The sequence below is a fragment of the Treponema parvum genome (assembly GCF_017893945.1).
In the GTDB taxonomy this organism is placed as follows: Bacteria; Spirochaetota; Spirochaetia; order Treponematales; family Treponemataceae; genus Treponema_D; species Treponema_D parvum_A.
This window is the reverse complement of record NZ_CP054257.1, coordinates 2417304-2442088: the sequence shown is the minus strand read 5'-3', so window position 1 is coordinate 2442088 and position 24785 is coordinate 2417304. Positions and strand designations below refer to the sequence as shown.

Annotated in this window: 18 protein-coding genes; 11 read left to right on the top strand and 7 right to left on the bottom strand. The window is 45.9% G+C overall.

The annotated features are described in order from the left end of the window. Positions 1 to 17 precede the first annotated feature (17 nt). Entirely contained in the window at positions 18 to 1304 is a 1287-nt protein-coding gene (locus HRI96_RS10835) for a TolC family protein (RefSeq protein WP_210117366.1), read from the bottom strand. 245 nt (positions 1305 to 1549) lie between these two features. Here HRI96_RS10835 and HRI96_RS10830 point away from each other — a divergent pair, with 245 nt between their 5' ends. Continuing rightward, positions 1550 to 3394: a RelA/SpoT family protein gene (locus HRI96_RS10830; protein ID WP_210117365.1), complete on the top strand. Its 1845-nt coding sequence runs from the start codon at positions 1550 to 1552 to the stop codon at positions 3392 to 3394. A 43-nt stretch (positions 3395 to 3437) separates the two neighbouring features. Here the strand turns inward: HRI96_RS10830 and HRI96_RS10825 are convergent, their stop codons facing one another. Together HRI96_RS10825 and HRI96_RS10820 are read right to left on the bottom strand one after the other, a co-directional pair. After that, positions 3438 to 4907 (bottom strand): peptidase U32 family protein, encoded by a 1470-nt coding sequence (locus HRI96_RS10825; RefSeq protein ID WP_210117364.1) that lies wholly within the window; start codon positions 4905 to 4907, stop codon positions 3438 to 3440. A 32-nt stretch (positions 4908 to 4939) separates the two neighbouring features. Continuing rightward, positions 4940 to 5968, bottom strand: coding sequence for an alpha/beta hydrolase (locus HRI96_RS10820; protein ID WP_210117363.1), 1029 nt, complete (start codon positions 5966 to 5968; stop codon positions 4940 to 4942). Between the two features lie 46 nt (positions 5969 to 6014). Here HRI96_RS10820 and metA point away from each other — a divergent pair, with 46 nt between their 5' ends. After that, complete coding sequence (gene metA, locus HRI96_RS10815; protein ID WP_210117362.1) at positions 6015 to 6923, top strand: homoserine O-acetyltransferase MetA; 909 nt, start codon at positions 6015 to 6017, stop codon at positions 6921 to 6923. Positions 6924 to 6931: 8 nt separating this feature from the next. Here metA and HRI96_RS10810 read toward each other — a convergent pair whose 3' ends face one another. From HRI96_RS10810 to nifJ, 4 genes are all read right to left on the bottom strand, one after another. Then, entirely contained in the window at positions 6932 to 7999 is a 1068-nt protein-coding gene (locus HRI96_RS10810) for a N5-glutamine methyltransferase family protein (protein ID WP_210117361.1), read from the bottom strand. A 27-nt stretch (positions 8000 to 8026) separates the two neighbouring features. Continuing rightward, a complete protein-coding gene (gene prfA / locus HRI96_RS10805; RefSeq protein ID WP_210118697.1) occupies positions 8027 to 9112 on the bottom strand; it encodes a peptide chain release factor 1 in 1086 nt (361 codons plus the stop codon). A 171-nt stretch (positions 9113 to 9283) separates the two neighbouring features. Continuing rightward, the gene (locus tag HRI96_RS10800) at positions 9284 to 11254 is read right to left on the bottom strand and encodes a tRNA uridine-5-carboxymethylaminomethyl modification enzyme MnmG/GidA (protein ID WP_210117360.1); all 1971 of its coding nucleotides are present in this window, start codon (positions 11252 to 11254) and stop codon (positions 9284 to 9286) included. 238 nt (positions 11255 to 11492) lie between these two features. Then, on the bottom strand, positions 11493 to 15041 hold the full coding sequence (gene nifJ, locus HRI96_RS10795; RefSeq protein WP_210117359.1) for a pyruvate:ferredoxin (flavodoxin) oxidoreductase: 3549 nt from the start codon (positions 15039 to 15041) through the stop codon (positions 11493 to 11495). A gap of 329 nt (positions 15042 to 15370) precedes the next feature. On the opposite strand from nifJ, the gene HRI96_RS10790 reads away from it, so the two are divergent. The 9 genes from HRI96_RS10790 to HRI96_RS10750 all read left to right on the top strand — a co-directional run bounded on the left by HRI96_RS10790 (position 15371) and on the right by HRI96_RS10750 (position 24778). Then, positions 15371 to 16585 carry an ROK family protein gene (locus tag HRI96_RS10790; protein ID WP_210117358.1) on the top strand — a complete coding sequence of 405 codons (1215 nt, stop codon included), beginning with the start codon at positions 15371 to 15373 and terminating at the stop codon, positions 16583 to 16585. Positions 16586 to 16757: 172 nt separating this feature from the next. Further along, positions 16758 to 17774 (top strand): tripartite tricarboxylate transporter substrate binding protein, encoded by a 1017-nt coding sequence (locus HRI96_RS10785; RefSeq protein WP_210117357.1) that lies wholly within the window; start codon positions 16758 to 16760, stop codon positions 17772 to 17774. Positions 17775 to 17905: 131 nt separating this feature from the next. Next, complete coding sequence (locus HRI96_RS10780; protein WP_210117356.1) at positions 17906 to 18424, top strand: tripartite tricarboxylate transporter TctB family protein; 519 nt, start codon at positions 17906 to 17908, stop codon at positions 18422 to 18424. Positions 18425 to 18439: 15 nt separating this feature from the next. Beyond that, the gene (locus HRI96_RS10775) at positions 18440 to 19942 is read left to right on the top strand and encodes a tripartite tricarboxylate transporter permease (RefSeq protein WP_210117355.1); all 1503 of its coding nucleotides are present in this window, start codon (positions 18440 to 18442) and stop codon (positions 19940 to 19942) included. A 163-nt stretch (positions 19943 to 20105) separates the two neighbouring features. Continuing rightward, a complete protein-coding gene (locus tag HRI96_RS10770) occupies positions 20106 to 20921 on the top strand; it encodes a sugar phosphate isomerase/epimerase family protein (RefSeq protein ID WP_210117354.1) in 816 nt (271 codons plus the stop codon). A gap of 1 nt (position 20922) precedes the next feature. Continuing rightward, positions 20923 to 21720 carry a sugar phosphate isomerase/epimerase family protein gene (locus tag HRI96_RS10765; protein ID WP_210117353.1) on the top strand — a complete coding sequence of 266 codons (798 nt, stop codon included), beginning with the start codon at positions 20923 to 20925 and terminating at the stop codon, positions 21718 to 21720. A gap of 4 nt (positions 21721 to 21724) precedes the next feature. Further along, positions 21725 to 22771, top strand: a complete 1047-nt coding sequence (locus HRI96_RS10760) for a Gfo/Idh/MocA family protein (protein ID WP_210117352.1) — start codon at positions 21725 to 21727, stop codon at positions 22769 to 22771. Positions 22772 to 23224: 453 nt separating this feature from the next. After that, positions 23225 to 24181, top strand: coding sequence for a tripartite tricarboxylate transporter substrate-binding protein (locus tag HRI96_RS10755; RefSeq protein WP_210117351.1), 957 nt, complete (start codon positions 23225 to 23227; stop codon positions 24179 to 24181). 72 nt (positions 24182 to 24253) lie between these two features. Continuing rightward, positions 24254 to 24778 carry a tripartite tricarboxylate transporter TctB family protein gene (locus HRI96_RS10750; protein ID WP_210117350.1) on the top strand — a complete coding sequence of 175 codons (525 nt, stop codon included), beginning with the start codon at positions 24254 to 24256 and terminating at the stop codon, positions 24776 to 24778. Positions 24779 to 24785 lie beyond the last annotated feature (7 nt).

Below are 24785 nucleotides of genomic sequence, written 5' to 3'. Positions count from 1 at the left end.
TTTCCCTCCGAAACTCTTTATTCGGCAAGCGTTCCGAACGGTGATCCCGATACGCTTTCCAAATTAAGTATGGTTGAAATAAGTGTGTAAAGTTTTGATTTTACGGAAAGTCTTGCTTCGAACAGGGAATCGGAAGCGTCCTGTAAGGTAAGATAATCCTTTGTCCCTCTATTATAGGCGTCAAGGGTCATCTCATAAGTTCTTTCCGCAAGTTCTTCGTTTATCTGTAAAGATTTTATGGACGATTGCGTCTGCTTGATTTGCCGCACGTAGTTGTTTATGGAAACGCTTGCGGAGCGCTTGGCTTCGTCAAGCTTTATTTTTAATGCGGCGATATTGTCCTTTGCGCTTGCTACGGTATCGGCTTTGGACGACCACGGAAGCAGTCCGTCCAAGGGAATCGAGACGCTCAAAGAAAGGGAGCCGCCGTCCGTCGTTTTTCCTTCGGACTTATCCGTGAGCGAAGGCTGATAATTCCATCCGGCATTTATCGAAGGACCGAACACCGCTGCACGGGACGCCGTGAGGGCGGCCTCAGCCGCTTCCAACTGTTTTTCAAGCGAACGCACGGAAACGGAAGCGTTTACCCAGTCTTCCACTCTGCCGGAAGCTATGTCTTTTTCGACAAGGTTCATAATGTCGTCCAAAGATCCGGACAATGTGAGATCCGTGTCTGCGTCTATGTTTAAAAGCTTTTTAAATGTGTCGACGTTGTTCAAAAAGGTAATATCCGCTTCTTCTACCTGAGGTTTCAGCTTTTCGTATTTTACTCTGGCCGATAAAACGTCGATTTCCGGAATTCTTCCGTTGTTGTATTTTACGCTGTTCTGATCGTACTGCCGTTTGGCCGTTTCAAGGCGGCGTTTTTGTAAAGAAATATATTCCTGATCGTATAAAAGCGAATAAAATGAAGTGCGCACGGATAGTTCAATGCTGCGGCACATTTGCTCGTAGGAGATAAGTTCTTTTTCATAATTGAGCTTGGCCGTTTTGATCGACGTAAACAGCGACGGAGAAAACAAAAGCGATATTCCCGCCGTGCCCGAGAGCCTCCAATCGTAAGAGTCCTTTTCGTTAGGGCTGGAATAAGTTCCTCCAAGCGTTAAAGATGGGCTTACGCTGTTCCATGAATGCGCTTTTTCGCGCTTTGCGCTTGAAAGGCTGATCTTGCTCTGTCCGATCGAAGCGTTTTGTTCCAAAGCCAGCTTTACGGCTTCTTCCACTGATAAATTCCGGTTTTGCGCCGCGAGCGGGAAAAGAAAAAAAGCGATAAACACTGTAGCTGCGAAGTTCTTTAACCTCATAAAACATCCTTAAAATTGCACGAGGGAGAAAATTTCAATTTTCGACTGAGTGCAATTCGTGCGCTTTTTGCGCACAGTTTGAATTCCTTTATCTTAAAACAATTCCGTAATTGGCAGTTACGATAAACTGTCACAAATATATATATTGTAAGGCTTTTAAAGCAAAAAAACTCTGTTATTTTTTGATAATTTATTGTTATGACTCCTGCATTGTCCGTCCGGAGGATTTTTGTTATGTTTTACGTATGGATAATATAATGAATGAACCGTCCGAGAGCAAGGAAACTCCCGAAGATCTCATAAATTCTTTTTTTAACCGTTTTCCGGATTATAAAGGCGATGATAAAATGCGCATTGAAAAAGCGTGGAATTATCTTGTAGAAAAAACCGCCGGCGTTCAGAGCGGCGGCAGTCCGTATTACGTTCATTCTATTAGAGTTGCAAATATCCTGGCGGAAAACGAAATGGATTGTGACAGCATTATTGCAGGTTTTTTTCATACGCTGCCGGTATTATCCGAAGGTTCTGAAATTACGATAGGCGATGTGGAGCACAATTTCGGCAAAAGCGCCGCTTCCATTGTAGCCGGCACAACCAGAATCACAAACATCAATATCAGCAACAAGACTCTGCAGCAGGCCGATTCTACCAGAAAGATGCTTTTTGCCATGGCCGACGACGTGCGCATAATCCTCGTAAAGCTTGCAGACCGCCTTGACCGCATGAGGGATTTGGCGAGCGTTCCGCCTGAGGAACAAAGAGCTGTGGCGCAGGAAGTTCTGGACATATGGGCGCCTCTCGCCGACAGGTTCGGTATGTCTACCGTAAAAAACGAAATGGAAGATCTTGCCCTCAAATACCTGAATCCAGATGTCTTCAGGCAGATTAAGGCTATAGTTTCTCAGAAAAAAGACGAAAGGGCGCAGTACCTTGAAAGAGCGGTTCAGGCGATCCAAAAGTCCGCAGTAAAGCTCGGTATCGACGTCACCATAACGAGTCGTGCAAAGCATTTCTATTCGATCTATCAAAAGATGCGTAAACGCAATAAGGAGACAGGGGAACTTTTCGATCTGCTTGCGCTCAGGATAATATGCCGTACCGAACCGGAATGTTATACCCTCGTAGGAATAGTTCACGGGCTGTGGAAGCCTTTGGACGGACGCTTTAAAGACTACATCGCCATGCCTAAGTCCAACGGTTATCAGTCTTTGCACACTACCGTAATGTGCGAAGGAAAACCGCTTGAAATACAGATCCGCACGGAAAAGATGCATTCGATTGCCGAACACGGAGTTGCCAGTCATTGGCTTTATAAAAAAGGAATGAGCCGCGATTCTGTGGCTGCGGACAATCTTACGATCGTAAATCAGTTAAAGGAATTAAAAAACATCCATCTCACGGACGAAGCTTTTTTTGCCGCAATAAAGAACGAGCTTTTGGGAGATTCGATCTTTGTGTTTACCCCTAAGGGAGAAGTTGTGCAGCTTCCGGCGGAATCCACTGCGATCGATTTTGCCTATCACGTTCATTCCGCTATAGGCGAAAAGATAGTGGGCGCAAAAGCCGACGGAAAGATAATTCCACTTTCAACGCCGCTTAAAAACACGCAGATCATTGAAATTCTAACGAATCCGCAGGCGCATCCTACGGAAAATCAGCTGGCCTATGTAAAAACTTCTAAGGCAAGAAGCAAAATACGCGCATGGCTTACCCAGCACGCCGTAAATTTTACGGATCCCTTGCTTCATGCAAAGCCTTCGGCTGAAGCTGCGCCCTTACAACCTGTAAAAAAACAGAGAGCGCGGCACAAGGCGGCGGGTGAAGGAGTCACAGTAAAGCGCAGCACAGGCAAGGTCAGAATAGGAACGACTACAAATTTTCTTGTGAATATCGCAAAGTGCTGCAATCCCGAGTATCCCGAGCCTATAGTAGGTTATGTTTCAAACGGCCGCGGAATAATAATACACAGGGCGGATTGCCTTACCTTCCAGCGCATAAGGAACGTGGAAAAGCGGACTATCGACGTTTTATGGGACGAAGAGGACGCTGCAAAAGCGGACGACACAAAAAACAAGGCGGAACGCAAATAGCCGCGCCGCCGGACGGATTTTGAATTTTGCTTTACTCAAACTTTTAAGTTACGCGGATTTTTCCTGAGACGTAGCCTGAATCTTTTATGCGTATGAGGGCTCCGGTCGGAATGTCGTCCGGAGCGTATAAAACACATTTATGCCCATTGCAGACCCATGTCCGTTCAAGACCCGTTTCAGGATCCGCAATTTTCCACGAACCCGATTTCAGTATAAGGCTTACGGTTTCAGGCGTTATAACTTCAAGGTTCATACTCGGATCGAATTTGTTCAGCGCCTCCAGCCTGTAAAATTTCCATCCGCTCTTTTTTTTCATGCTTTTTTGCCCGGAGGTTATGTCTTTTTCGCCGCAAGACGTCTTTTTTGTTTTTACTTCTTTAGCAGCTGTCCCGGATATTTTAAAAAACTCTCTTTCAAAATCGTCCGCAAGTTTTTCTTCGACGATCGCGCCCAATTCGTAGGGACTGTCGCTTGCGCCGTAGGCGGTTTTGTCGGCTTCTGTGCGGTCGTAAAAAAATCCGGTTGTAGATTCTCTGTGGCTCACATTTTCAAGTTCCGCAATAAAAGGCGCCGCCTGAACCTTTGAAATTTTTCCTTCAAGAGCGTCCAGAGCTTTGCGGTAAGCGCGCGTAACGAGCGCGACGTAGTAAATGCTTTTCATCCGGCCTTCGATTTTTATGGAATCCAAGCCGGACTTTTTCATGTCGTCCAAATGTTCAATCATGCAAAGATCCTTGCTTGACAATACCGCCGTAAAACCGTCGCCTTCAAAAACAGGAAAATATTCGTCCGGACGTTCGTGCTCGCGCAATAAGAGCGTTCCTGATTCGGCGATAAGTTTGGCTTGCTCTGCGGAAAGATTTTTTTTGCCGGAAGCCTGTTTATCTTGATCGGCTTTTTTTGCCGTCATTACGTCGAAATTCCAGCGGCACGTGTGCGAGCAAAAACCCGCCTGCGCGGATCTTCCGGTAAGATAAGCGCTCATAAGGCAGCGCCCCGAATAGGCGATGCACATTGCTCCATGGCAAAAGGCTTCAAGTTCCATGTCCGGAACAAAATCTTTTATTTTTCGGATATCGTCGAGAGACGCTTCCCGCCCCAAGACTATGCGGCTGAATCCCATATTTTTATACATTTTGACCGCGCTGCCGTTTACACAGCTTGCCTGTGTGCTCAAGTGAAGTTTTGCCTCAGGAAAATGCTTTTGCAGGATGGGAAGAATTCCTATGTCTTGTATTATAAAAGCGTCTATGGGATACAGACGAAAATAATCCATGTCCTTCATAAACTGTTCTATGTCGCTGTCATGAAAGCTTATGTTCAAGGCGCAGTGAAGTTTTTTACCGGGAAATTGTTTTTTTAATTCTATAACGCTCTTGTATTCGTCTTCGTAAAAATTATCCGCCTTTACGCGAAGAGAAAATTTTTTTAAGCCTATATAGGCCGCGTCAGCTCCGTAAGCATACGCGTAATAAAGTTTTTTAACGTTCCCCGCGGGCGACAAGAGTTCCATATATTACCTTAGACCTCAATATTTTTTTGCGCTTACTCAGTCAAATCCCGGCCGGCTTTTGAAGCTGCGTCGCCGCGGTTCTTTGCGGCGGATTTTGAATAATCGGCAAAAAAATCTTCGGGACACGATTTGCGCGCGGTTATGAGTTTTCCGATCTTTTCGAGCGCGAGATGAGGAGAAGGCAGGTATTCGTCCGCCATCTGAAACATAAACATCATGTCTTTCCACACGTCGAGCGTACAGTTTACACCGTTTTCTTCAAGCTTATTTTTAAATTTCATTGCATCCGGCAAGAGAATTTCTTTTTCGCCCATCTGAATAAAAACGTCGGGGAAGCCTTTTAGCATTTCTTCTTCAACATACACGGGTGAAACGAGCGGATTTTGCAAATTTGATTCATAGGTATAAAATTCTCCGCTTTTTCTTAAACAATCGGCTGTAATAACTTCATCGCACGATCTTTTTTCCTGAAAGACTTGGGACGAAGGAGAAAGGTTAAGCCACGGAGAGAACAGGATCGCCTGTTTTACGGATTTTTTGTAACGTTCCTTTAAAGTGAACAGAACGGCCAGCGCGAGGGTCGCTCCGGAACCGTCGGCGGCAACTATTATTTCAGGTTCCGCTTTTTCACCCGCAGCCGCATCCAACGAGAGCGATATCTGTTCTTCGGTGTACAGACTTCTAAAACATAATTGAATATCTTCCATAGCCGCAGGGAAGGCGTGCGCCGGAGCTAGTCGGTATTCGGGCACGACGACGCGGCTCGAAGCCGTATTTGCTATACTCGCACAGAAATTTCTCCAGGAAGCGCATGAACCTCCGGCAAAACACCCTCCGTGTATGTAAAGAACTATGCGCCTTGAAGAATAAATTTCAGGTATGAGAACGTCGCATTTTATATTCCCGTAAACATGTTCGGAAAGAGTAACTCGGTTCGGAAGGATCGGGTTTTGAAACGCAGCTTCAAGTTTTTTTCTGAATACGGAAATTTCGGTCTTGGAATTAAGCACAAGATTTCTTAATTTTTTGACGGCAGCTTTTCTGTTATCTGAAAAAAACATAATTCAAGTATAGCAAAAATGATCCCCGGATGCTATACTCCGTCTTATGCCTATAAAAATACAGTCGGGACTGCCTGCATGTGAGATTCTCGGACGCGAAAACATATTCGTGATGACAGAGCAACGTGCGACGACTCAGGACATACGTCCTCTTAAGATAGCGATTCTCAATTTGATGCCTACGAAAATTTCTACGGAAACTCAGATTTTAAGGCTTCTCGGCAATACTCCGCTTCAAGTGGAAATTTCACTTGTCCGCATGGAAAATCATGTTTCAAAAAACACGGGCGAAGAACATCTTGAAAAATTTTATATAGGCTCTAAAGAACTTTTTAACAAATCTTTTGACGGAATGATCATCACGGGAGCGCCAGTTGAACAACTGCCTTTTGAACAAGTCGATTACTGGGAAGATCTGTGTAAGATCATGGATTATGCAAGGCAAAAAGTCTTTTGTACGCTGTATATATGCTGGGGGGCTCAGGCGGCTCTTTACCATTTGTACGGAATTCAAAAACATCTTTTAAAAAGCAAATTATTCGGTGTATTTAAAAACACGCGCATGACGTGGTCGGATCCGCTTTTACGCGGATTTGACGATATATTCCTTATACCGCAATCACGACACACCTGCGTTAAAACTGAAGATATTTGTGCCGTACCCGATTTGACGGTTCTCGCTGAATCCGAAGAATCCGGAGTTTCGATCATAAAGTCGAACGATAACAGAAGAATTTTTATAACCGGACATTTGGAATACGATGCGCATACCCTGGCCGATGAGTATTGGAGGGATAAAAACAAAGGGCTTCCGATAGATTTACCTAAAAACTATTTTCCGGGAAACGACGCGTCAAATCCGCCCCGTTCCACATGGCGGAGCACGGCGCATTTATTTTACAGTAACTGGCTTAACTACTATGTCTATCAGGAAACGCCGTTTACTTTTGCGTAGCGTCCGTCCTAAAAAGGTTTTCTTCCCTCCGCGAGCCGAAGCTGCCCCGACAAGTCTTTGTGAATTTTAACGTCCGCAAAACCTTCGCTTTTCATAAGCTTTGCAGCTTTTTCTACGTTGTATTCTCCCGCTTCGAGCAAAAAAAGCCCTCCGGCCGACAGCCTCTCATACGCCTGAGGAATAAGCCTGCGTATAATTGCAAGTCCGTCGTGAAAATCTTTTTTGCATGAATTTTCATCGCAGAAATCTTTGTCACGAATATCCATGACGTCTCCGTCCAAGGCGACGCGGGGTTCTTTTCTGCCGTCTTTTAAAAGTTCCGTTACCGTTTCGGACGGTACGTACGGCGGATTTGACAAAATCAATTCGAATCGAATTTCTTTAGGGAAGGCGTCAAGCAGATCGCCTTGAAAAAAATCCATAGCCTTTTTTGCCGCCGGATTGTCTGAAAGAATACGATAAGCGTTTTTTTTTGCCACACTGAGCGCTTTTTTGCTTATGTCGGAGGCATAAACGGCAAGGTCGATAGGGGGTGCATTTACACCGCTTGCGGCGGCTTCGTGCAGAAAAGAAACGGCGATGCAGCCGCTTCCGGTACATACGTCCGCTACTCGGTAAGCGGCATTTCGGGAATTTTTACGGTCTTCGGGTTTTGCCGCAAGGCCTGCCGTAAAATCCGCCGTAAAATTTTCTCTTGAGGCAAATTTTTGGGCAGCTTCCTTTAGCGCATGTTCTACCAAAAGTTCCGTGTCGGGTTTGGGAATTAAAACGTCAGGCGTTACAAGAAAATCAAGTCCGTAAAATTCTTTGACGCCCGTAATATATGCTACGGGAAGTCCTTCTCTTCGCTTTTTTAAGGCATTTTTAAAAACGGACGTTTGTTTTTTTGAAAGCTCAGCGTCGCCGTGCGATAAGATAAACGTTCGCGATTTTTTTAGCGTATGCTCTAAGATACAGTTTACGTCTAAAACCGGCGTGTCAAAAATAGGTGTCGTTTCCGGCATAAAAATTTTTCGGTCGATTTTTTTTTCTTTAAGATATTTTACGCCGTATCCGACGGCTTCCGAAACTGTCACAAATCATCCTGTTCGCAGCACGGGATGTCAGTCATTGTTCATCTCCGTAATGTCCGCTTTAAGCTGCTCTTCTTTTGCATAAACATTAAGAGCGTCGAGCATTTCATCCATGTAGCCGAGCATAAACTGGTCCAGTTTATAAAGCGTAAGGTTTATGCGGTGATCGGAAACACGGTTTTGCGGAAAGTTATACGTGCGGATCCTTTCCGACCTGTCTCCGGCGCCTACCATAGACTTGCGTGCGGCCGAACGTTCGGCATTTTTTTTAGACTCTTCCATATCGAACAGACGAGCGCGTAATACGCGGAACGCCTTGGCTTTGTTTTTTATCTGGCTTTTTTCATCTTGCTGTATGACTACAAGACCTGTGGGAATGTGTGTGAGCCGCACGGCGGAATCCGTCGTGTTTACGCATTGTCCGCCGGGTCCCCCCGCCCTCATTACGTCGATCCTTACGTCTTCGGGTTTGATTTCAATTTCGGTTTCTTCCGCTTCGGGGAGTATCGCCACCGTTACCGTGCTTGTGTGGATTCGCCCTTGTGCTTCCGTCGTCGGAACTCGCTGCACTCTGTGGACGCCGCCTTCCCAACGGAGAGTTCCGTATACGAATTTTCCGCTTATGGAAAAAGTGATTTCCTTGTATCCGCCTACTTCCGTAGGACTGGAATTTATGACTTCGTATTTCCAGCCTTTGCGCTCCGCAAGCCGCGTATACATCTGAAACAGATCCATTACAAAAAGCGACGCTTCGTCGCCGCCTACTCCGTTGCGTATTTCGACTATAATATTCTTTTCATCAAGAGGATCCGGCGGAATAAGCTTTAATTTTATCTCTTCTTCAAGTTTAGGAAGTCTTTCTTCCAATTCCCGCAGCTCTTCTCTCGCCATTTCCCTCATGTCGTGATCGTCTTCCGACGTTATCATTTCATGTGCGTCGGAAATACCCTTCAAAACCTTTTTATACTCGTCGTAAAGAGCTGCAATCGTACTGAGATGTCCGTGTTCCCTCATAACGGCTTTGTATTTTTGAGGATCCTTTACCAAATCGGGATCGGCGACGGTTTTATCGAGCTCCTTTAACCGGACGGAGCAATCTTCGAGCTTTTTTAACAAATCCATAGAAATTGATTTTACATATTTTACGCTTTTTTTACAATTGGATCGCCGTGTGCAGTCAACGCGGCCAAAATTCGCCGCCGGTCAATCGGCGCAAAAAACGGTGTGCGACAAACACTGTGTTCTTGTTCGGAGGCGAAAGCCGCACACTGAAACTGCAAAAATTATCTACCTGAGATAAACCATCAAAAGCATAATGTCGCTGTTTCGTATTCCGCTTATGCGGCCTGCCTGTCCGAGCGTTAAAGGGCGGATCTTTTCAAGTTTTTGCCGCGATTCGCTTGAAAGCGAAGGGATAGATCCGTAATCGAAATTAACGGGAATCTTGGTGTTTTCCATGCGGCGCAGTTTTTCGACTCGCTTGTCCTGTTTTTCTATATAGTATTTGTATTTGAAGTCTATCTGCGCCGTTTCCCATACTTTTTGAGGATATCCCGGATTTTGCATTTTAGGATTTTTTAAAAGCTCCGCTATGATCCTGTCTTCAAGAGCGTATTTTTCGTTTACGGCGTCAAGCTGCGACCGGGTCTTTAATCCCGCGTAAAAACCGTATCGGCAAAGCCTTTGGTCGGCCGTATCAAAGCGGAGTTTCAATCGGTATTCCGCACGAGCGGTAAACATACGGTAGGGTTCCTTTGTTCCCAAAGTTACAAGGTCGTCGATCAAAACGCCTATGTATGCTTCCGAACGGTGAAGTATGACGGGCTTCCAGTCAGGAATTATGCGGAAATTTGTAAAGCCGGCCTTTTTTTGGAATTTTTCAATGCGTTCATTAAGCATAAGCGGGTTTCCCCCCGTATCCTCATTTAAGGCGCACAAGGGGCCGCAAAATTCTTTATGCGCCTTGGAGTACAGGGCGGCGTTTATTCCCGCTATAAGGCCTTGACCGGCGGCTTCTTCATAGCCTGACGTTCCGTTTATCTGTCCCGCGTTAAAAAGCCCGGCCACGCGTTTTGTTTCAAGGGAAGGATAAAGCTGCGTCGGCTCCACATAGTCGTATTCTACGGCATAGCCGGGTCTCGCCACAACGGCGTTTTCAAAGCCTTCCATAGTTCTTAAAAAGGCGTCCTGCACCGATTCCGGCAAAGAGGAAGAAAGACCGTTTAAATATATCTCGTCGGTTTCAAGCCCCTCCGGTTCTACGAAGATCTGATGCCGCTCTCTTTCCGAAAAGCGCATAACCTTGTCTTCGATCGAAGGACAATATCTCGGCCCGATTCCTGAAATTTTTCCGCTGTATAAAGGAGAGCGGCCTATGTTTTCTCTTATGATGTTGTGAGTCTTCGTATTCGTGTAGGCGATGTGGCAGGAAACCATCGGTCTTTCAATTTTTTCATTATCGAAGGAAAAGGGAATAATGTCTTCGTCCGAAGGCTGCTCCGCAAGTTTTGTAAAGTCCACCGTGTGACGCAGAATTCTCGGCGGAGTTCCCGTCTTTAATCTGCCTATCGTAAAACCCAGCCTGATAAGCGATTGTGTAAGCCCGAAAGCTCCTTCTTCACCCAGCCGCCCGCAGGGAGCGTCGTAATCGCCTATGAAAATTTTACCGCCTAAAAACGTACCGGTCGTAAGGACTACGGCTCGAACGGGAATTATTCTTCCGCGCTCGGTTACGATTCCCGTAACCTTTTGCCTCATTCCGCTTTTTGCAGCTTCGCTTGTTTTTACGCTGCGTAATTCGCCGGGAATGGAACCTTTTTCCGCAATGCTGTCGGACTGGGGCGGAAGTTTTGCTGACGAAACCGCAGTCAGAATATCCGTTACCGAATCCATCAAGGTTGAAAGGTTTTCCGTAGTTTCTACCGTCTTTCGCGCGATTTGAGAATAAAGGATTTTATCGGCTTGCGCGCGCGGAGCCTGCACTGCAGGGCCCCTTCGGCGGTTTAAAAGTCTGAATTGTATCATCGACTTGTCGATGATCTTTCCCATTTCGCCGCCGAGCGCGTCGATTTCGCGCACGATGTTTCCTTTTGCAATTCCGCCTATGGACGGGTTGCAGGAAAGCCTTCCTATGGAATCTATGTTTTGCGTTATAAGTACGGTTTTCAGTCCCATCCTTGCGGAAGCAAGAGACGCTTCTATTCCCGCGTGGCCGCCGCCTACGACGGCGACGTCAAAAAAATCATAAAATCCGGCCATAGTAGAGCGATTATAGTGTAATCGCTCGTTTTAGGCAAATTGCTCGTCCGTGCTCCAAGTTATGCAATGTCCGCGCCGATAAAAAAGCCCTCTCGCAAAGCTGTTTGCCTTGCAAAAGGGCTTTTATTGACACGCTAGTGCGCGCTGCAAGTTTCTTTAGAAAACTCACATATTTGCGTATGCGCCGCTCTCATGCGGCGTTTTAGAAAACCGTGTTCTGCAACGCCGCATTTTGAGCTTATTTGTACAGTTCAACCAGCCTCTGCAAGTGCTCGAAGCGGGCTTTTGCCGTGTCTTCGTTCCTCTGGAACAGAACGCTCGCCCTTTCCGGGAATTTTCTGGTAAGAGCGGAGTAGCGCGTTTCGTTTGCAAGGAACGACTGATAAGAGCCGTCTCCGAGTTTTGAAGAAAGCGTAAACGGATTTTTGCCTTCCGCCTTCAGAGCCGGGTTAAAGCTGAACAGGTTCCAGTAGCCGGATTTTACGGCAGACTTCATTACATCCTGACAGTGATTCATTCCTCCCTTAATTCCGTGAAGTTCGCACGGAGAGTAGGCGATGATCAACGACGGTCCCTTATAGGCTTCCGCTTCCACAATCGCTTTTACGGTTTGCGACGGATTTGCGCTTAGGGCTATCTGAGCAACGTAAACATATCCGTAGGTCATTGCGATTTCCGCAAGAGATTTTTTACCGATATCCTTACCTGCCGCGGCGAACTGACAAATTTCACCGATGTTCGAAGCCTTTGACGCTTGACCGCCGGTATTCGAATACATTTCAGTATCGAAAACTATGACGTTTATGTCTTCTCCGGAAGCAAGAACATGATCAAGACCTCCGAATCCTATGTCATAGGCCCAGCCGTCGCCGCCCATTACCCATACGGATTTCTTTGAAAGATATTCTTTCTTTTCAAGAATTTCCTTGGAAAGACCGCATCCGGACGCAGCGGCTTTTTCAAGCTCCGCGATAAGGGCTTTGCACGGTTCCGTATTTGCTCTGGTGTTATCCTTTGTCGCCATAAATTGAGACAGAGCTTCTTTGAAGGATGCGCTGGCCTTATCGCTCTTTCCCATTTCTTCAAGCTGAGCGATTAAGCCATTGCGTATATATTTTTGTCCCACCGCCATACCGAAGCCGTGCTCGGCGTTGTCTTCGAACAAAGAGTTCGCCCATGCAGGGCCTTTTTTCGAATCCTTGTTGACGGTATACGGACAGGTAGCGGCTGGTCCTCCCCATATGGAAGAACAGCCTGTGGCGTTGGAAATATACATGTGTTCGCCGAACAGCTGGGTGATAAGCCTTGCGTACGAAGTTTCCGCACAGCCTGCGCACGAACCTGAAAATTCCAAAAGCGGCTGATTGAATTGCGAACCTTTGGGCGTAAGGTCGTCCATGCCCGCATCCGTCTTTTTGCTCACGTGAGAAACCAAATAATCGAATACCGGCTGTTCCTGAACGCGCGTTTCCTGCGGAACCATTGCGATAGCCTTTGTGGGACACACTGTTACGCATTCGCCGCAGCCCGTGCAGTCGAGAGGCGATACCGAAATGGTATATTTGTATTGACTCGGTTTCGGCTTGGTGTCCGCCGTAACAAGATTCGAAGGAGCGCCTTTTACTTCCGCGTCGGACAGCAGATACGGACGAATGGTCGCATGCGAACACACGAAAGCACAGTTGTTGCACTGAATACATTTCGACGCATCCCATTCGGGAACCATAACGGCAATACCGCGTTTTTCATAGGCGGCAATACCGGTTCCGAACTGACCGTCGGCAATGTCTTTGAATGCGGAAACGGGTAAGCTGTCGCCGTCCATGAGCGCGATGGGCTGCATGAGATTTTTGACCATTGCGACTGTGCTCTTTTCGCCGGACAAAGCGGGTTTCGGCGCGTCTGCCGGAGGATTGCTCCAAGAAGAAGGAATTTTTACTTCATGCAGCGCGTTTACTCCTGCGTCGATCGCCTTGCAGTTCATGTCGACGATGTCCTGTCCCTTGCTTGAGAACTTTGCCACAACTTTTTCTTTCATGTACTTGACGGCATCTTCCGCCGGAAGAACCTTTGCCAGTTTAAAGAAAGCCGACTGGAGCACGGTGCTAGTGCGTTTGTTAAGACCGATTTTACCTGCTATGTCTACCGCGTCAACCGTGTACACTTTTATATTGTTGTTTACAATATACTTTTTTGCTTCCGCGTTGAGGTGCTTGTCAAGTTCTTCATCGGACCACTGACAGTTGATAAGGAAAATTCCGCCTTTTTTGACGTCCTGAACCATCTTATACCCTTTGATGATATAGGATTGGTTGTGACAGGCTACAAGATCTGCCTGGTTGATATAGTACGGACTTTTGATCGGTTTGTCGCCGAAGCGCAGGTGAGAGATCGTAACGCCGCCGGTTTTTTTGGAGTCGTATTGGAAATAGGCCTGAATGTATTTGTCTGTGTGATCGCCTATGATCTTTGTAGAATCCTTATTTGCGCCTACGGTGCCGTCGCCACCGATACCCCAGAATTTACATTCGACCGTACCTTCGGCCGAAGTGATGGGCGCGGGTTTTATTTCAGGCAGACTCAAATTGGTAACGTCGTCAATTATGCCGACAGTATAACGCGCTTTCGGAGAAGCTTCGTTAAGTTCCTTATATACGGCGAATATGCTTGACGGAGGAGTGTCCTTTGAGCCTAATCCGTAGCGTCCGCCGGTAAGAATGACGTCGTGCTTTCCCGCTTCGCGCAATGTAGTCGCTACGTCCAGATACAAGGGTTCGCCTAAAGATCCCGGCTCTTTTGTCCTGTCAAGGACAGTGAGTTTTTTACAGGTGGCCGGCAAAACTTTAAGGAACGCTTCCGCAACCCACGGGCGGTACAGGCGAACCTTTATCAAACCGACTTTTTCGCCTTTTTTCATGAGATAGTCTACGACTTCTTCCGTTACGTCGCAAACGGATCCCATAGCTACGATTACGCGATCCGCATCTTTCGCTCCGTAATAGTTAAAAAGATCGTATTGGGTGCCGAGTTTTACATTTATCTTTGCCATGTATTTGCGTACGATTTCAGGTAAAGCGTCGTACACAAGGTTGCATGCTTCGCGGTGCTGGAAGAAAATATCGCCGTTTTCATGCGAACCGCGCATCGACGGATTTTCAGGATTGAGCGCGTGCTTACGGAATTCCTTTACCGCTTCCATATTGCACATCTCTTTCAGATCCGCATAATCCCATGCGTCAAGTTTTTGAATTTCATGCGATGTCCTGAATCCGTCGAAAAAGTTAAGGAACGGAACCTTCCCTTCTATCGCGGCAAGGTGAGCTACCGGAGCCAAGTCCATGACTTCCTGCGGGCTGCTTTCCGCCAGCATCGCAAATCCCGTTTGACGGCAGGCATATACGTCGGAATGATCGCCGAAGATACTCAACGCCTGAGTTGCGACAGTACGCGCCGAAACGTGAAAAACAGCCGGCAGCTGTTCCGCTGCAATTTTGTACATATTCGGGATCATCAGAAGAAGTCCCTGAGACGCGGTGAACGTTGTGGTCATTGCGCCTGCGGCAAGGGAACCGTGCACGGTGCCGGCGGCGCCCGCTTCAGACTGCATTTCAATGACTTTAGTCTCCGTTCCGAATATATTTTTTAAATTATTTGCCGACCATTGATCGACAAAATCCGCCATTGGCGATGACGGAGTTATGGGATAAATACCTGCAACTTCCGTAAATGCATACGCAACATGTGCAGCCGCCTGGTTACCGTCCATTGACTGCTTTTTTCTGGACATAAGCCCTCCTAAAAGAATATTGGGATAAGTTATGGGATAGTGGTAAAACCACCAACAATAGCTACTTATAGATTATACCGTTCCTGTAGATTTAGCAATATTGATGACGTGAAAAACATCGATATGAAAACCATATTTTGCTTTATACGGAATGTTAAATCGGAAAACCGCTTATTTGCGGCAACAGGGCCGCGTCTTCAGGGCTGAAACCGACACGGAGGAACATGTTGCGCAAAAAAATGCAGCGTTGCCTGAAGCGATTGCGGCTTTTAACAATCCGCAGAGTGAATTTTTTGACTGATATATGGTAGAATAAGATTAGTATATATATGAATTATCTGGTTTCGGAATACTATCTCAACCGCGGATTTAAAACACGAGACATTGAAAAGGCAAGGCTTTATGAGCTTATATGTGCCGAAGAGGGAACGTCGCGCAAGCGGATGAATCAAAAACTCAGGCTAAGGCCCAATAATGTTTCGGATTCGGTGCAGCAGCTTACGGAAGACGAACTTGTGTACGAGGACGCGGAAGTGAAAATTCAAGGAAAGGGCAGACCGGAGGTAATACTTCATCCGCGCTTTGACAGACTCGTGGCGATTTCTGTCGGAGTTTCTTCAAACACCCTAACCGCAGATCTCATCGATATGGAAGGGAAAAGCATTTGGCAAAAGAGTTTACCCGTTCCCGACGATGCTGATAACACGGTATTCCTTGAGTCTCTAACGCGCCTGATCATAGAGCTGGAATACTGCATCACCAAAAAGCAAATTCTTGTAGGAATCGGAGTTGCAGTTCCCGGGATAGTCAGCGCCAACGGAACAAGGTGGGTGTTCAATTCAAGATGGCCTGAGGTTTCGAATCTTGATTTTTCAAAACTTTCGGTCCGGTTCAAAGTGCCTGTAAGACTTTATCGATTTTTGGATTCTCAGCTGAACGCCTTAATTTTTAGGAATGTCAGCATTAACGATTCTTCCATAATTCTTGTTCACTGGGGATACGGGATAGGAGCCGCTTACTGTATAAATGGAAAAATTCCTTTGCTTGCGGCCGGAAGCATTTCCGAAATAGGCCACATAAAGATTGTGCCGCCCAAAGATGCAGCGCTTTGCAGGTGCGGGGAAAGGGGCTGCCTTGAAACGATCAGCTCCGGCTGGGCTTTACAGAAGCATTTAGGATCAGTTTTGGGCGTATTTCCTTCCGATGAAAAAGAGCTCGGGCGGCTTATGGCAAGCCGCGATTTTTCCGGTGATCCCGTGATTGAAAAAGCCGTTGAAAGCGTGGCTTGCGTCATCGATAACACGCATAGGGTTTTCCCTGCGGACAGAGTTATCGTGTACGGACCGTTCGTAGGTAATCAATTTATAAGAAAGACGCTGGTTGAAAAGATTCGGGAAAAGCTCCCGTGGTATTCAAAACCTTCCGTTGAGATAGAGATAATAACCGGAGATTTTGAAGACATAACCGCACTCGGCTGCTGCGCCGATTTCTTTAAAGCCCGTCTAATTGAAATGCTTGTTTTTCACGGAATGGACAATAATTAATATCATTTTATGATAATAGTTGTGATATTAAATGCTTTTGCTGCCGGATTATTCCCTAGTTATTGCGCTAATATTATCGTTGACGGCTATATTTGTGCGTGTTATGATATTAACATCAACCGTTTATAAATAAGAGGCTGAATGAAAAATTCATAATTTTATGGAGGAAAGTATGAAGAAGATCTGTATTGTTTCTTTGGTTCTCTGTTTGGTTTGTACGGCCGTATTCGCTAAGGCTGCGGGAGAAAAGCCTTTCCCATCAAAAGACATTACACTGATTGTTCCGTGGGGAGCCGGCGGATCTTCGGATTTGGTCGGCAGACGCGTAACCGATGAAATGTCTAAAATTTTCGGAGTAAAAATAAGCGTCGTCAACACACCCGGCGCAACGGGAACGGTTGGTATGAACGATTGTCTTTTAAAACCTCATGACGGTTACACTCTCATTGCAAATGCAACGCCTCATACTCACTATGTGAACGGTCTTGCCGACTGGTCGCCGAAGGATTGGGATTATTTGGCCGCCTACTACGTTCCCTGTGTAATTGCCGTCTCAAAGAACAGTAAGTACAAAACGTTTAACGACCTGTACAAGGCGCTTAAGGACAATCCTGCAAACACCATCAAAAACAGCGTCGCAGGTATAGGTTCTTCGGGATACAACGCCGTTATGGTTCTTTCTGCAACGGACGCCGTTATGGGCAAGGGACTGAACACTCCCTATGCAGGCGGAGCCGATGCGATTAAAGCGCTTCTTGCAGGTGAGGTAGACTTTACGTCCCAGCTTTCAAATGAAATGATAGATCTTCTCAGATCGGGAGATCTTGTAGCTTTATGCTCGCTCACGGAAGAAAACCTTGTTCTTGAAGGCGTTTCCAAACCTATTCCGTCTATAAAAACTTTTATTCCGGAACTTGCAAAATCCCTGCCGATCGGAGACGCATTCGGTCTTATGTTCCCGTCGGACGTTCCCGATGGTACAAAAAAGGCTCTTGAATCTGCGTTCGTAAAAGCCTGCCAAACCGACAGCGTAAAAGCCTTCGCCGGTCAAAAAGGTATGATCCTTCTAGGTTCGACGATTGCGGAATCTAACGAACTCAAAGACAAAGCGGCCGCGGCCATAGGATTTACTCTCTACGATCTTGGGATAGCGAAACGATCTCCTCAGGATCTAGGATATAAGAGATAGAGACTTGATCCGGGTCGGTACGGTTTTCCGTATTGACCCGCCTTTTGGCGCTTTGTAAAAAAAGTGTCGTTGAAAGATTCTCCGCAGTTTTACCGTCTTTTGTACGGTTTGCGGATAAAGGAAAACTAATCATGGGTGATCAAAAGCAGACGGATCCCAAGAGCAGGTTCGGAATAGATCTTGTTGCCGGAGTCATAGTTCTTGCCGTGTCCGTTTATGTTATGTGCAAGAGCATAACCTTTTGGAAAGAAGATTTCGTTGACGTATTTTATTATTCTTCAGGGCTTATGCCGATGATAATAGGAATATGTCTTTTTATATTTTCAATTATATATATTAGAAGAACACTGAAGGAGCATCCTCTTAAAGAATGCCTTTTAGACATAAGGGCCTTTTGTCGTGAGTTCGTAAAAAGCGGAAATGTGCACAAGGCCTTGATCGGCATTGCAATATTCTGGGTTTATATTTTTTTTATGCTTGGAAGACTTCCCTTCTGGATCGCCACTTTTATTGCCCTATCTACTTTGCTGATATTCATTAACTGGGAAAAATCGTTCGGAAAGATTGCGAAGCTGCTGCTGATATCCGCATGTGCGACTTTTGCCATCATTCTGGTGTTTCAAATAATCTTTAATGTTCCCATGCCGTAAGAGGAGGAATGAAAAATGGCAGCTTTGAGTTACATAGGCGAAGCGTTTGCTATCGCCCTCACCCCTACGGGATTACTGGCATTGGTACTGTCTGTTTTTACCGGCCTGATTTTCGGAATGCTTCCGGGGCTGACTTCGACGATGGCGGTAGCCTTGCTCACCGGGTTGACGTATAATTTTAACGGTCCTTTGGCTATTATGTCGCTCTTGTCGATATATATCGGCGCCATATCAGGGGGAAACCAGAGTGCGATTCTTTTGAATATACCAGGAACTCCGGCTTCCGCGGCTACCGCGATGGAGGGTTATCCGTTGGCGCTTAAGGGCAAAGCCGGGCTTGCAATTTTTGTGGCGACAGGCGCCTCGTTTTTCGGAACTATCATCAGCATTGTATGCGTTGCGCTGTTCACTCCCATGTTGACGCAATTTGCCCTAAAATTCATGAGTCATGAAATGTTTCTTCTGGCTGTTTTCGGAGTCGTAATATGCGGAAACCTTACCAGCAACGGAGACCCGCTTAAGGGGTGGATATCGGGTTTTATAGGATTGCTCATGAGCCAAGTCGGAATGGACACCATATATTCATACAGGCGCTTTACCTACGGCAGCATTAATCTTGCAGGAGGGATATCGCTGCTGCCGGTCATGATAGGGCTTTTCGGATTCCCCGAAGTTGTCAAAGCTTTTAGCGGCGGCGCAAAGGCTATGATGCAGCAGAACAATAAATACAGCGTTAAGGAAGGACTCATCATACTTTTAAAAAACCGCTTAAACATATTAAGGTCGAGTATTCTGGGGATGCTTATGGGCGCAATTCCCGGCGTAGGAGAAGATACCGGCGGATGGATATCTTATTGGTCGGAAAAAAAGGTTTCGAAGACGCCTGAGCTCTGGAGCAACGGATGCATTGACGGCGTCGTAGCTGCGGAAGCGGGAAACAACGGCGCGATAGGAGGAGCTATCATTCCCGTGCTGTCCCTTGCAATCCCGGGATCGACTTCCGCCGCGGTTTTGCTTGCGGCGTTTTGGATGCACGGATATAGGCCGGGACCGCTTCTTATGCAGGATACCCCAAACTTTTTATACTACGTTATAGTCTTTATGTTCCTTGCATCCTGCTTTATGTGGTTTTTAGGAATGGTTATAGCAAGGTTCAGCGTAAAAGTTCTTGCGGTAGACGCAAAGATACTTATGCCGATCGTGTTTGTGTGTTGCGTAATAGGCGCCTTTGTAGTTTCAAACAGATTATTTGACATAAAACTTATGTTCGTCTTCGGACTTTTGGGAATAGCTATGAGCTATTTGAAAATGCCCGGCGCGCCGTTTCTTTTGGGAATCATACTCGGCAATATGGCCGACGAGAATCTGCGGCGAGCGCTTTTGCTTACGCACGGAGACATATCCATATTCTTTACTCGGCCGATATCCGTTTTCTTTATGCTCCTGATCGCGTATCTGATTTTCACACAGACTCCCTTTTATGAAAAACTTGTTTACAAATTCAAATCGAAAAGGTAATTTTTAGGAAGGTTTAAAAGCCGCCGCTAAAATATCGCGGCATCTTTTAACTTCGAGTTTTCTTCGAAAACTCGTTTATTGGATTGTGCGCAAAGAGCGCACGAATTGCCCAGCTCCTAAATCTGAAGATTTATTCGCTGTGCAATTTTAAGGAAGGCTTAGCATGTTTACGATTACGGGCTTTGCAGACGAACTTGGTCCCGATTTTTATGCGCAGATGGAAATATGGCGGCAAATGGAACTTTCATGGTTTGAATTGAGGTCTGCGTGGGGTTCCAATGTGATGGAGCTGACGGACGAACAGGTTAGCCTGATCGGAAAGACAATTAAAGGATGCGGCATAAAAGTCTCGTGTATAGGTTCCCCGATAGGCAAGACCTTTATAGAAGATCCTCTTTCACTTGAGATGAAAAGGCTTGAAAGGGCTGTACGGCTTGCAAATTTCTTCGGATGCGGAAGGGTGAGAATTTTTTCCTTTTACTGCAAGAACGGCAATATCCTTGAACACCGTGACGAGGTTCTGTCCAGACTTGAAAAAATGACGGAATTTGCGTCAAGGGAAGGAGTTACCCTTCTTCATGAAAATGAGTCTGAAATTTACGGACAGTTAAGCGCGCAAAGCGCTGAAATTGCCGCAGCTCTTAAATCCGATCACTTCGGCCTTGTTTTTGATCCTGCAAACTATTCCATAGCGGGAGAAAACGCATTGGATGCCGAAAAAGTTATGCATAAGTATATAAGCTATGTCCATGTTAAAGACTATTCGGGACATGCGCTTGATATGAGCGTTCCGGGCGAAGGCGTCTCTTGTATTCCGCAAGTGTTTGACAGATTGCGTGACAGAGACATTTTTATTTCCATGGAGCCGCATCTTGACGTCGCCGGCAGGTTCGGAGGCGGCACTTCGCCTGAAAAATTTGCGGTTGCAGTCAACGCCGTAAGGAAGATCCTTGACGGGCTCGGCATTGAATGGAAATGAGATGAAATACGGCTACTGCACAGGTTTTTCCACGGAACCTCGTTTCGGGCTCGGCCTTGAGTTCCTTGACATGATTAGGGAAGCGGGCTTCGACTATGTGGAATTCCCATTGATGAATTTTTACAAAATGCCGGAATCCGAATTTTCTAGCGTTGTCGAAAAGACGGAAAAATCGGACCTCAAAAGCCTTGCAGCCTGTAACTTTTTTCCGGCGGATATCAAACTTGTGGGAAAAAGAGTTGACGTTAACAAGACGGCTTCATATTTGGATAGTGTTCTTCCAAGGCTTAAAAGGCTTGGGATCCTAAAAATAATACTCGGAAGCGGCCCTTCAAGGACATTCGGCCCGGAGCAGACAAGGAAAGAAGCTTTCGATCAGTTCGTAGGGATACTTAAAGACGTCATTCTTCCTAGGACAAAGCGTGCGGGAATGCTTGTTTGCATTGAACCGTTTGATAAAACCTGCTGCAATTTAATCGTTTCGGCTTCGGAAGGCCTTGAGCTTGTGAGGACTGTGCATGACGACGGCCTTGAGATGATGGTCGATTTGTTTCACATGATGTGCAACGGAGAATCCCTTGATTCTCTTAAACCCTGTGTTGACCATGTAAGACATGTACATATTGCCGGCTTTAACAGGCGTATTCCCGAAGAATCCGACGAATACGTTTTTAATGCGCTCAATATTCTTTTTAAACTCGGTTATGAGGAAACCGTTTCTTTTGAAACGGAAAAACCTGAGACATGGCAAGAAGCAAGGCTGGCGCTGTCGAAGGTTAAAAACCTCTTTGGGAGGTAACGCGATGAAAAAAAAAGGTTTTGGGATAATAGGACTGGGAATGATCTCGGAGTTCCACGCAAAGGCGATCGAGCATATTGACGGCGCCCGGCTTATAGCCGGGTTTGACCCTGTTCCCGGCAAGGCGGAGGCGTTTGCCCAGAAGCACGGTTGCATGGGATATGAAAATTTGGCGGATTTTCTTAATAATCCTGAAATCGATATTGTGACGATTGCCACCCCATCAGGGCTTCATCTTGACGGAGCCGTTGCTTCCGCAAAAGCCGGAAAACATGTCATTGTTGAAAAACCGCTTGAAGTAACGCCCGAAAGATGCAAGGTCATTATAGACGCCTGTAAAAAAAATAAGGTAAAATTGACAGGCGTTTTTCCTTCCAGATATCACGATGCTTCCCGAATAGTAAAGGAGGCGGTTGAAAGCGGAAGGTTCGGCAAGATCGCATTTGCGGACGCTCAGATAAAATGGTACCGGAGTCAAGAATATTACGACAGCGGAGCTTGGAGGGGAACATGGAAGATGGACGGGGGCGGCTGCTTGATGAATCAGGGCATACATGCGATAGATCTGCTCCAGTGGTTTATGGGGCCTGTCAAAGAAGTGTCCGCTTTTATCGGAACCGTAGGACATAAGAGAATCGAAGTTGAGGACACGGCCGCAGTAGCCCTTAAATTCGCAAACGGCGCGGTGGGAACCATAGAAGGCACTACGTGCGCATATCCGGGTTTTTTTAAGCGAATTGAAATAATGGGCACGGAAGGCACCGCCGTTATGGAAGAAGAAAATATTGTAAAATGGGAGTTTTCAAACGAAACGGATGAAGACGAGCGGATTAGAGCGGAGTACGGCAATGCGACTTTAACAGGAGGCGGAGCTCCCGATCCGTCTGCTATAGGATTCCACGGCCATCAGAGGCTTTTTGAATCGTTCATAAACGCCGTTGACACAGACTCCGAACCGGACATAACCGGCGAGAGCGCAAGCCGTGCAGTCGAAATAATATGCGCCGCATATAAAAGCGCCCGAAGCGGTAAAAAATGCATCATATGCTGAAAATGTGTTAAAAAGCGGCTATATTCCGGCAGCAGCCTGCCGTTGCACGGAAACTTTGCGCTTTGCGGCATTAGCACGCAGCGGACAGTTGCCGGCCGGGCATCAGTGTGTTCATCCGGCCGCTGATGATTGGTCGACCGATAGGTCAGTCGTCGTTTGCAGTGCGTCCGGTGCATTGTCGGCGGCGCCTGTTATGGGTCATGTCGTTTGGACTTGGAATTTTTCGCTTTGCGCTTATTCCAAGGGGCCGCAGCTTGCCGCCATAGCCCGCGCCGAATAGCTGCCGAATAACAACCAAATAACTGCGTCCAAAAACATAAAATTCTTTCGCTTAGACAACTTTAATTTTTTTTCTTTTGACCATACAACTTATTCCAAATACATTTAATTTTTGTCTTGTTTTATGACAATTGCACTTTATACTGAAACAAATAAATGAAATTGGAGGGTTTTATGAAAAAAGTTGTATGGTTTTTAACCGTGTTTTTGCTGGCGTCGTCGGTATTTGCCGGCGGACAAAAAGAGTCCGGAACCTTAAAATGGCCTGAAAAAGAAATTACCGTGATTTGCCCGTGGGCCGTCGGCGGCGTTGCCGATATAGTAAACAGAAAAATGTCAACTTTCGGTTCCAAATATTTTGGAGTTCCCGTAATTGCTACCAATGAATTGGGTGCCGGAGGGAACATTGCATTAACGAATTACTTAAAAAACGAACCCAATTCTTATAATTTAATTTTCGGAGGAGAAGGCGGTTTTTCAATTGCCCCGAATATCGCAGGATCCGAAGCTATCCGATTCAAGTATTCCGATTTTGAACCTATTGTAAACATATATTCGGCCATATTTGTTATGACGGCAAATGCAAAACTCAATATCAATAACCTTGATGACCTTAAAGCCTACGGACAGGGAAAAAAACTCAAGATTGCGGTAAACGGCGCGGCCGGATCCGAAGCTTTTTTAGTAAAGGCCTTATTTAAAGAGCTGGGTATTGAATATGAACTGGTAAGCTACAACGGCGCAAATCTGGCTCTGGATGCGGCGGCAAAGGGAGAAGCCCTATTTGCAGTTTCCCACCAGTCGCAGGCAAAGGGGAATGTGGAAGCCGGAATTTTAAAACCTATCGTGGTGTTCAACAAAGACGGCGTAAGCAACAACGTTTATAATGTTAGAGGCGTGGGTTCTTACGGAATCAAGGCCTATTATCCTAACACTTGCTGTCTTTTTGCCAGAAAAGGAACGGATCCCGCAGTTATCGGCAAAATTCGCGACGCTTATTTAAAAATTTTGCAGGAACCGGAAGTCGTCGAACTTTTTAAGAACTTAATGATAGAAGCAAACCCCATGGACAAGGCTGAATACGACGCTCATATTCAGAACGTAATAGACATTGTTAATGCTAATAAATAACAAAAAAAGGCTGTTTAATTAGACCGCCTTGAAGCGCGATAATTAGGCAGCCTTTTAAACCGGGGATATTCAATGAATAGAATAACTGTGTTTTTTGATAAAATAAATAAGGGCTTGGACGATATAGGTGAGCGCCTGGAGGGGAAAACAATCAGCTTTAATGCGAATATTCTAGGTTCCCTTTTGTTTATAATATTTTCTTCCGTCTTTATTTTTATCATGCCGGAACAAATAAAAATTACCGGCTCGTCCGCTATAAATGCGCAGACGTTTCCTCTTTTACTGCTTAGAATAATATTATTCTGTTCAATTTTTATTTTTGTAAAAGAAGTGATAAAGATCATCGCAAAGAAAAAAACCGAAAAGGTGACGATTGAAATTTTAACGGAATTAAGGGCGTTGCTCATTTTTATAATTTTGCTGGCTTATTTTTTTACGATAAAGCTTTTGGGTTTTATCGTAAGTTCAATGATTTTCGGCGTTGCCATGACTTTTTACTTTAGAGTCAGAAAATGGCATTATTACCTGATAGTTTTAGCTTCTGCAGTAATAATCGGCTTAGTGTTCCGAGAAGTTTTACACGTTCGTTTACCGTAAAAGAGGA

Bases quoted from the DNA above. Each gene is read 5' to 3' on its own strand.
- HRI96_RS10800 (WP_210117360.1), bottom strand. From the start codon at position 11,254: ATGGCCGGATTTTATGATTTTTTTGACGTCGCCGTCGTAGGCGGCGGC.
- HRI96_RS10760 (WP_210117352.1), top strand. From the start codon at position 21,725: ATGAAAAAAAAAGGTTTTGGGATAATAGGACTGGGAATGATCTCGGAG.
- HRI96_RS10775 (WP_210117355.1), top strand. From the start codon at position 18,440: ATGGCAGCTTTGAGTTACATAGGCGAAGCGTTTGCTATCGCCCTCACC.
- HRI96_RS10830 (WP_210117365.1), top strand. From the start codon at position 1,550: ATGGATAATATAATGAATGAACCGTCCGAGAGCAAGGAAACTCCCGAA.
- HRI96_RS10825 (WP_210117364.1), bottom strand. From the start codon at position 4,907: ATGGAACTCTTGTCGCCCGCGGGGAACGTTAAAAAACTTTATTACGCG.
- HRI96_RS10770 (WP_210117354.1), top strand. From the start codon at position 20,106: ATGTTTACGATTACGGGCTTTGCAGACGAACTTGGTCCCGATTTTTAT.
- HRI96_RS10765 (WP_210117353.1), top strand. From the start codon at position 20,923: ATGAAATACGGCTACTGCACAGGTTTTTCCACGGAACCTCGTTTCGGG.
- HRI96_RS10790 (WP_210117358.1), top strand. From the start codon at position 15,371: ATGAATTATCTGGTTTCGGAATACTATCTCAACCGCGGATTTAAAACA.
- HRI96_RS10785 (WP_210117357.1), top strand. From the start codon at position 16,758: ATGAAGAAGATCTGTATTGTTTCTTTGGTTCTCTGTTTGGTTTGTACG.
- HRI96_RS10755 (WP_210117351.1), top strand. From the start codon at position 23,225: ATGAAAAAAGTTGTATGGTTTTTAACCGTGTTTTTGCTGGCGTCGTCG.
- HRI96_RS10820 (WP_210117363.1), bottom strand. From the start codon at position 5,968: ATGTTTTTTTCAGATAACAGAAAAGCTGCCGTCAAAAAATTAAGAAAT.
- HRI96_RS10750 (WP_210117350.1), top strand. From the start codon at position 24,254: ATGAATAGAATAACTGTGTTTTTTGATAAAATAAATAAGGGCTTGGAC.
- nifJ (WP_210117359.1), bottom strand. From the start codon at position 15,041: ATGTCCAGAAAAAAGCAGTCAATGGACGGTAACCAGGCGGCTGCACAT.
- metA (WP_210117362.1), top strand. From the start codon at position 6,015: ATGCCTATAAAAATACAGTCGGGACTGCCTGCATGTGAGATTCTCGGA.
- HRI96_RS10780 (WP_210117356.1), top strand. From the start codon at position 17,906: ATGGGTGATCAAAAGCAGACGGATCCCAAGAGCAGGTTCGGAATAGAT.
- HRI96_RS10835 (WP_210117366.1), bottom strand. From the start codon at position 1,304: ATGAGGTTAAAGAACTTCGCAGCTACAGTGTTTATCGCTTTTTTTCTT.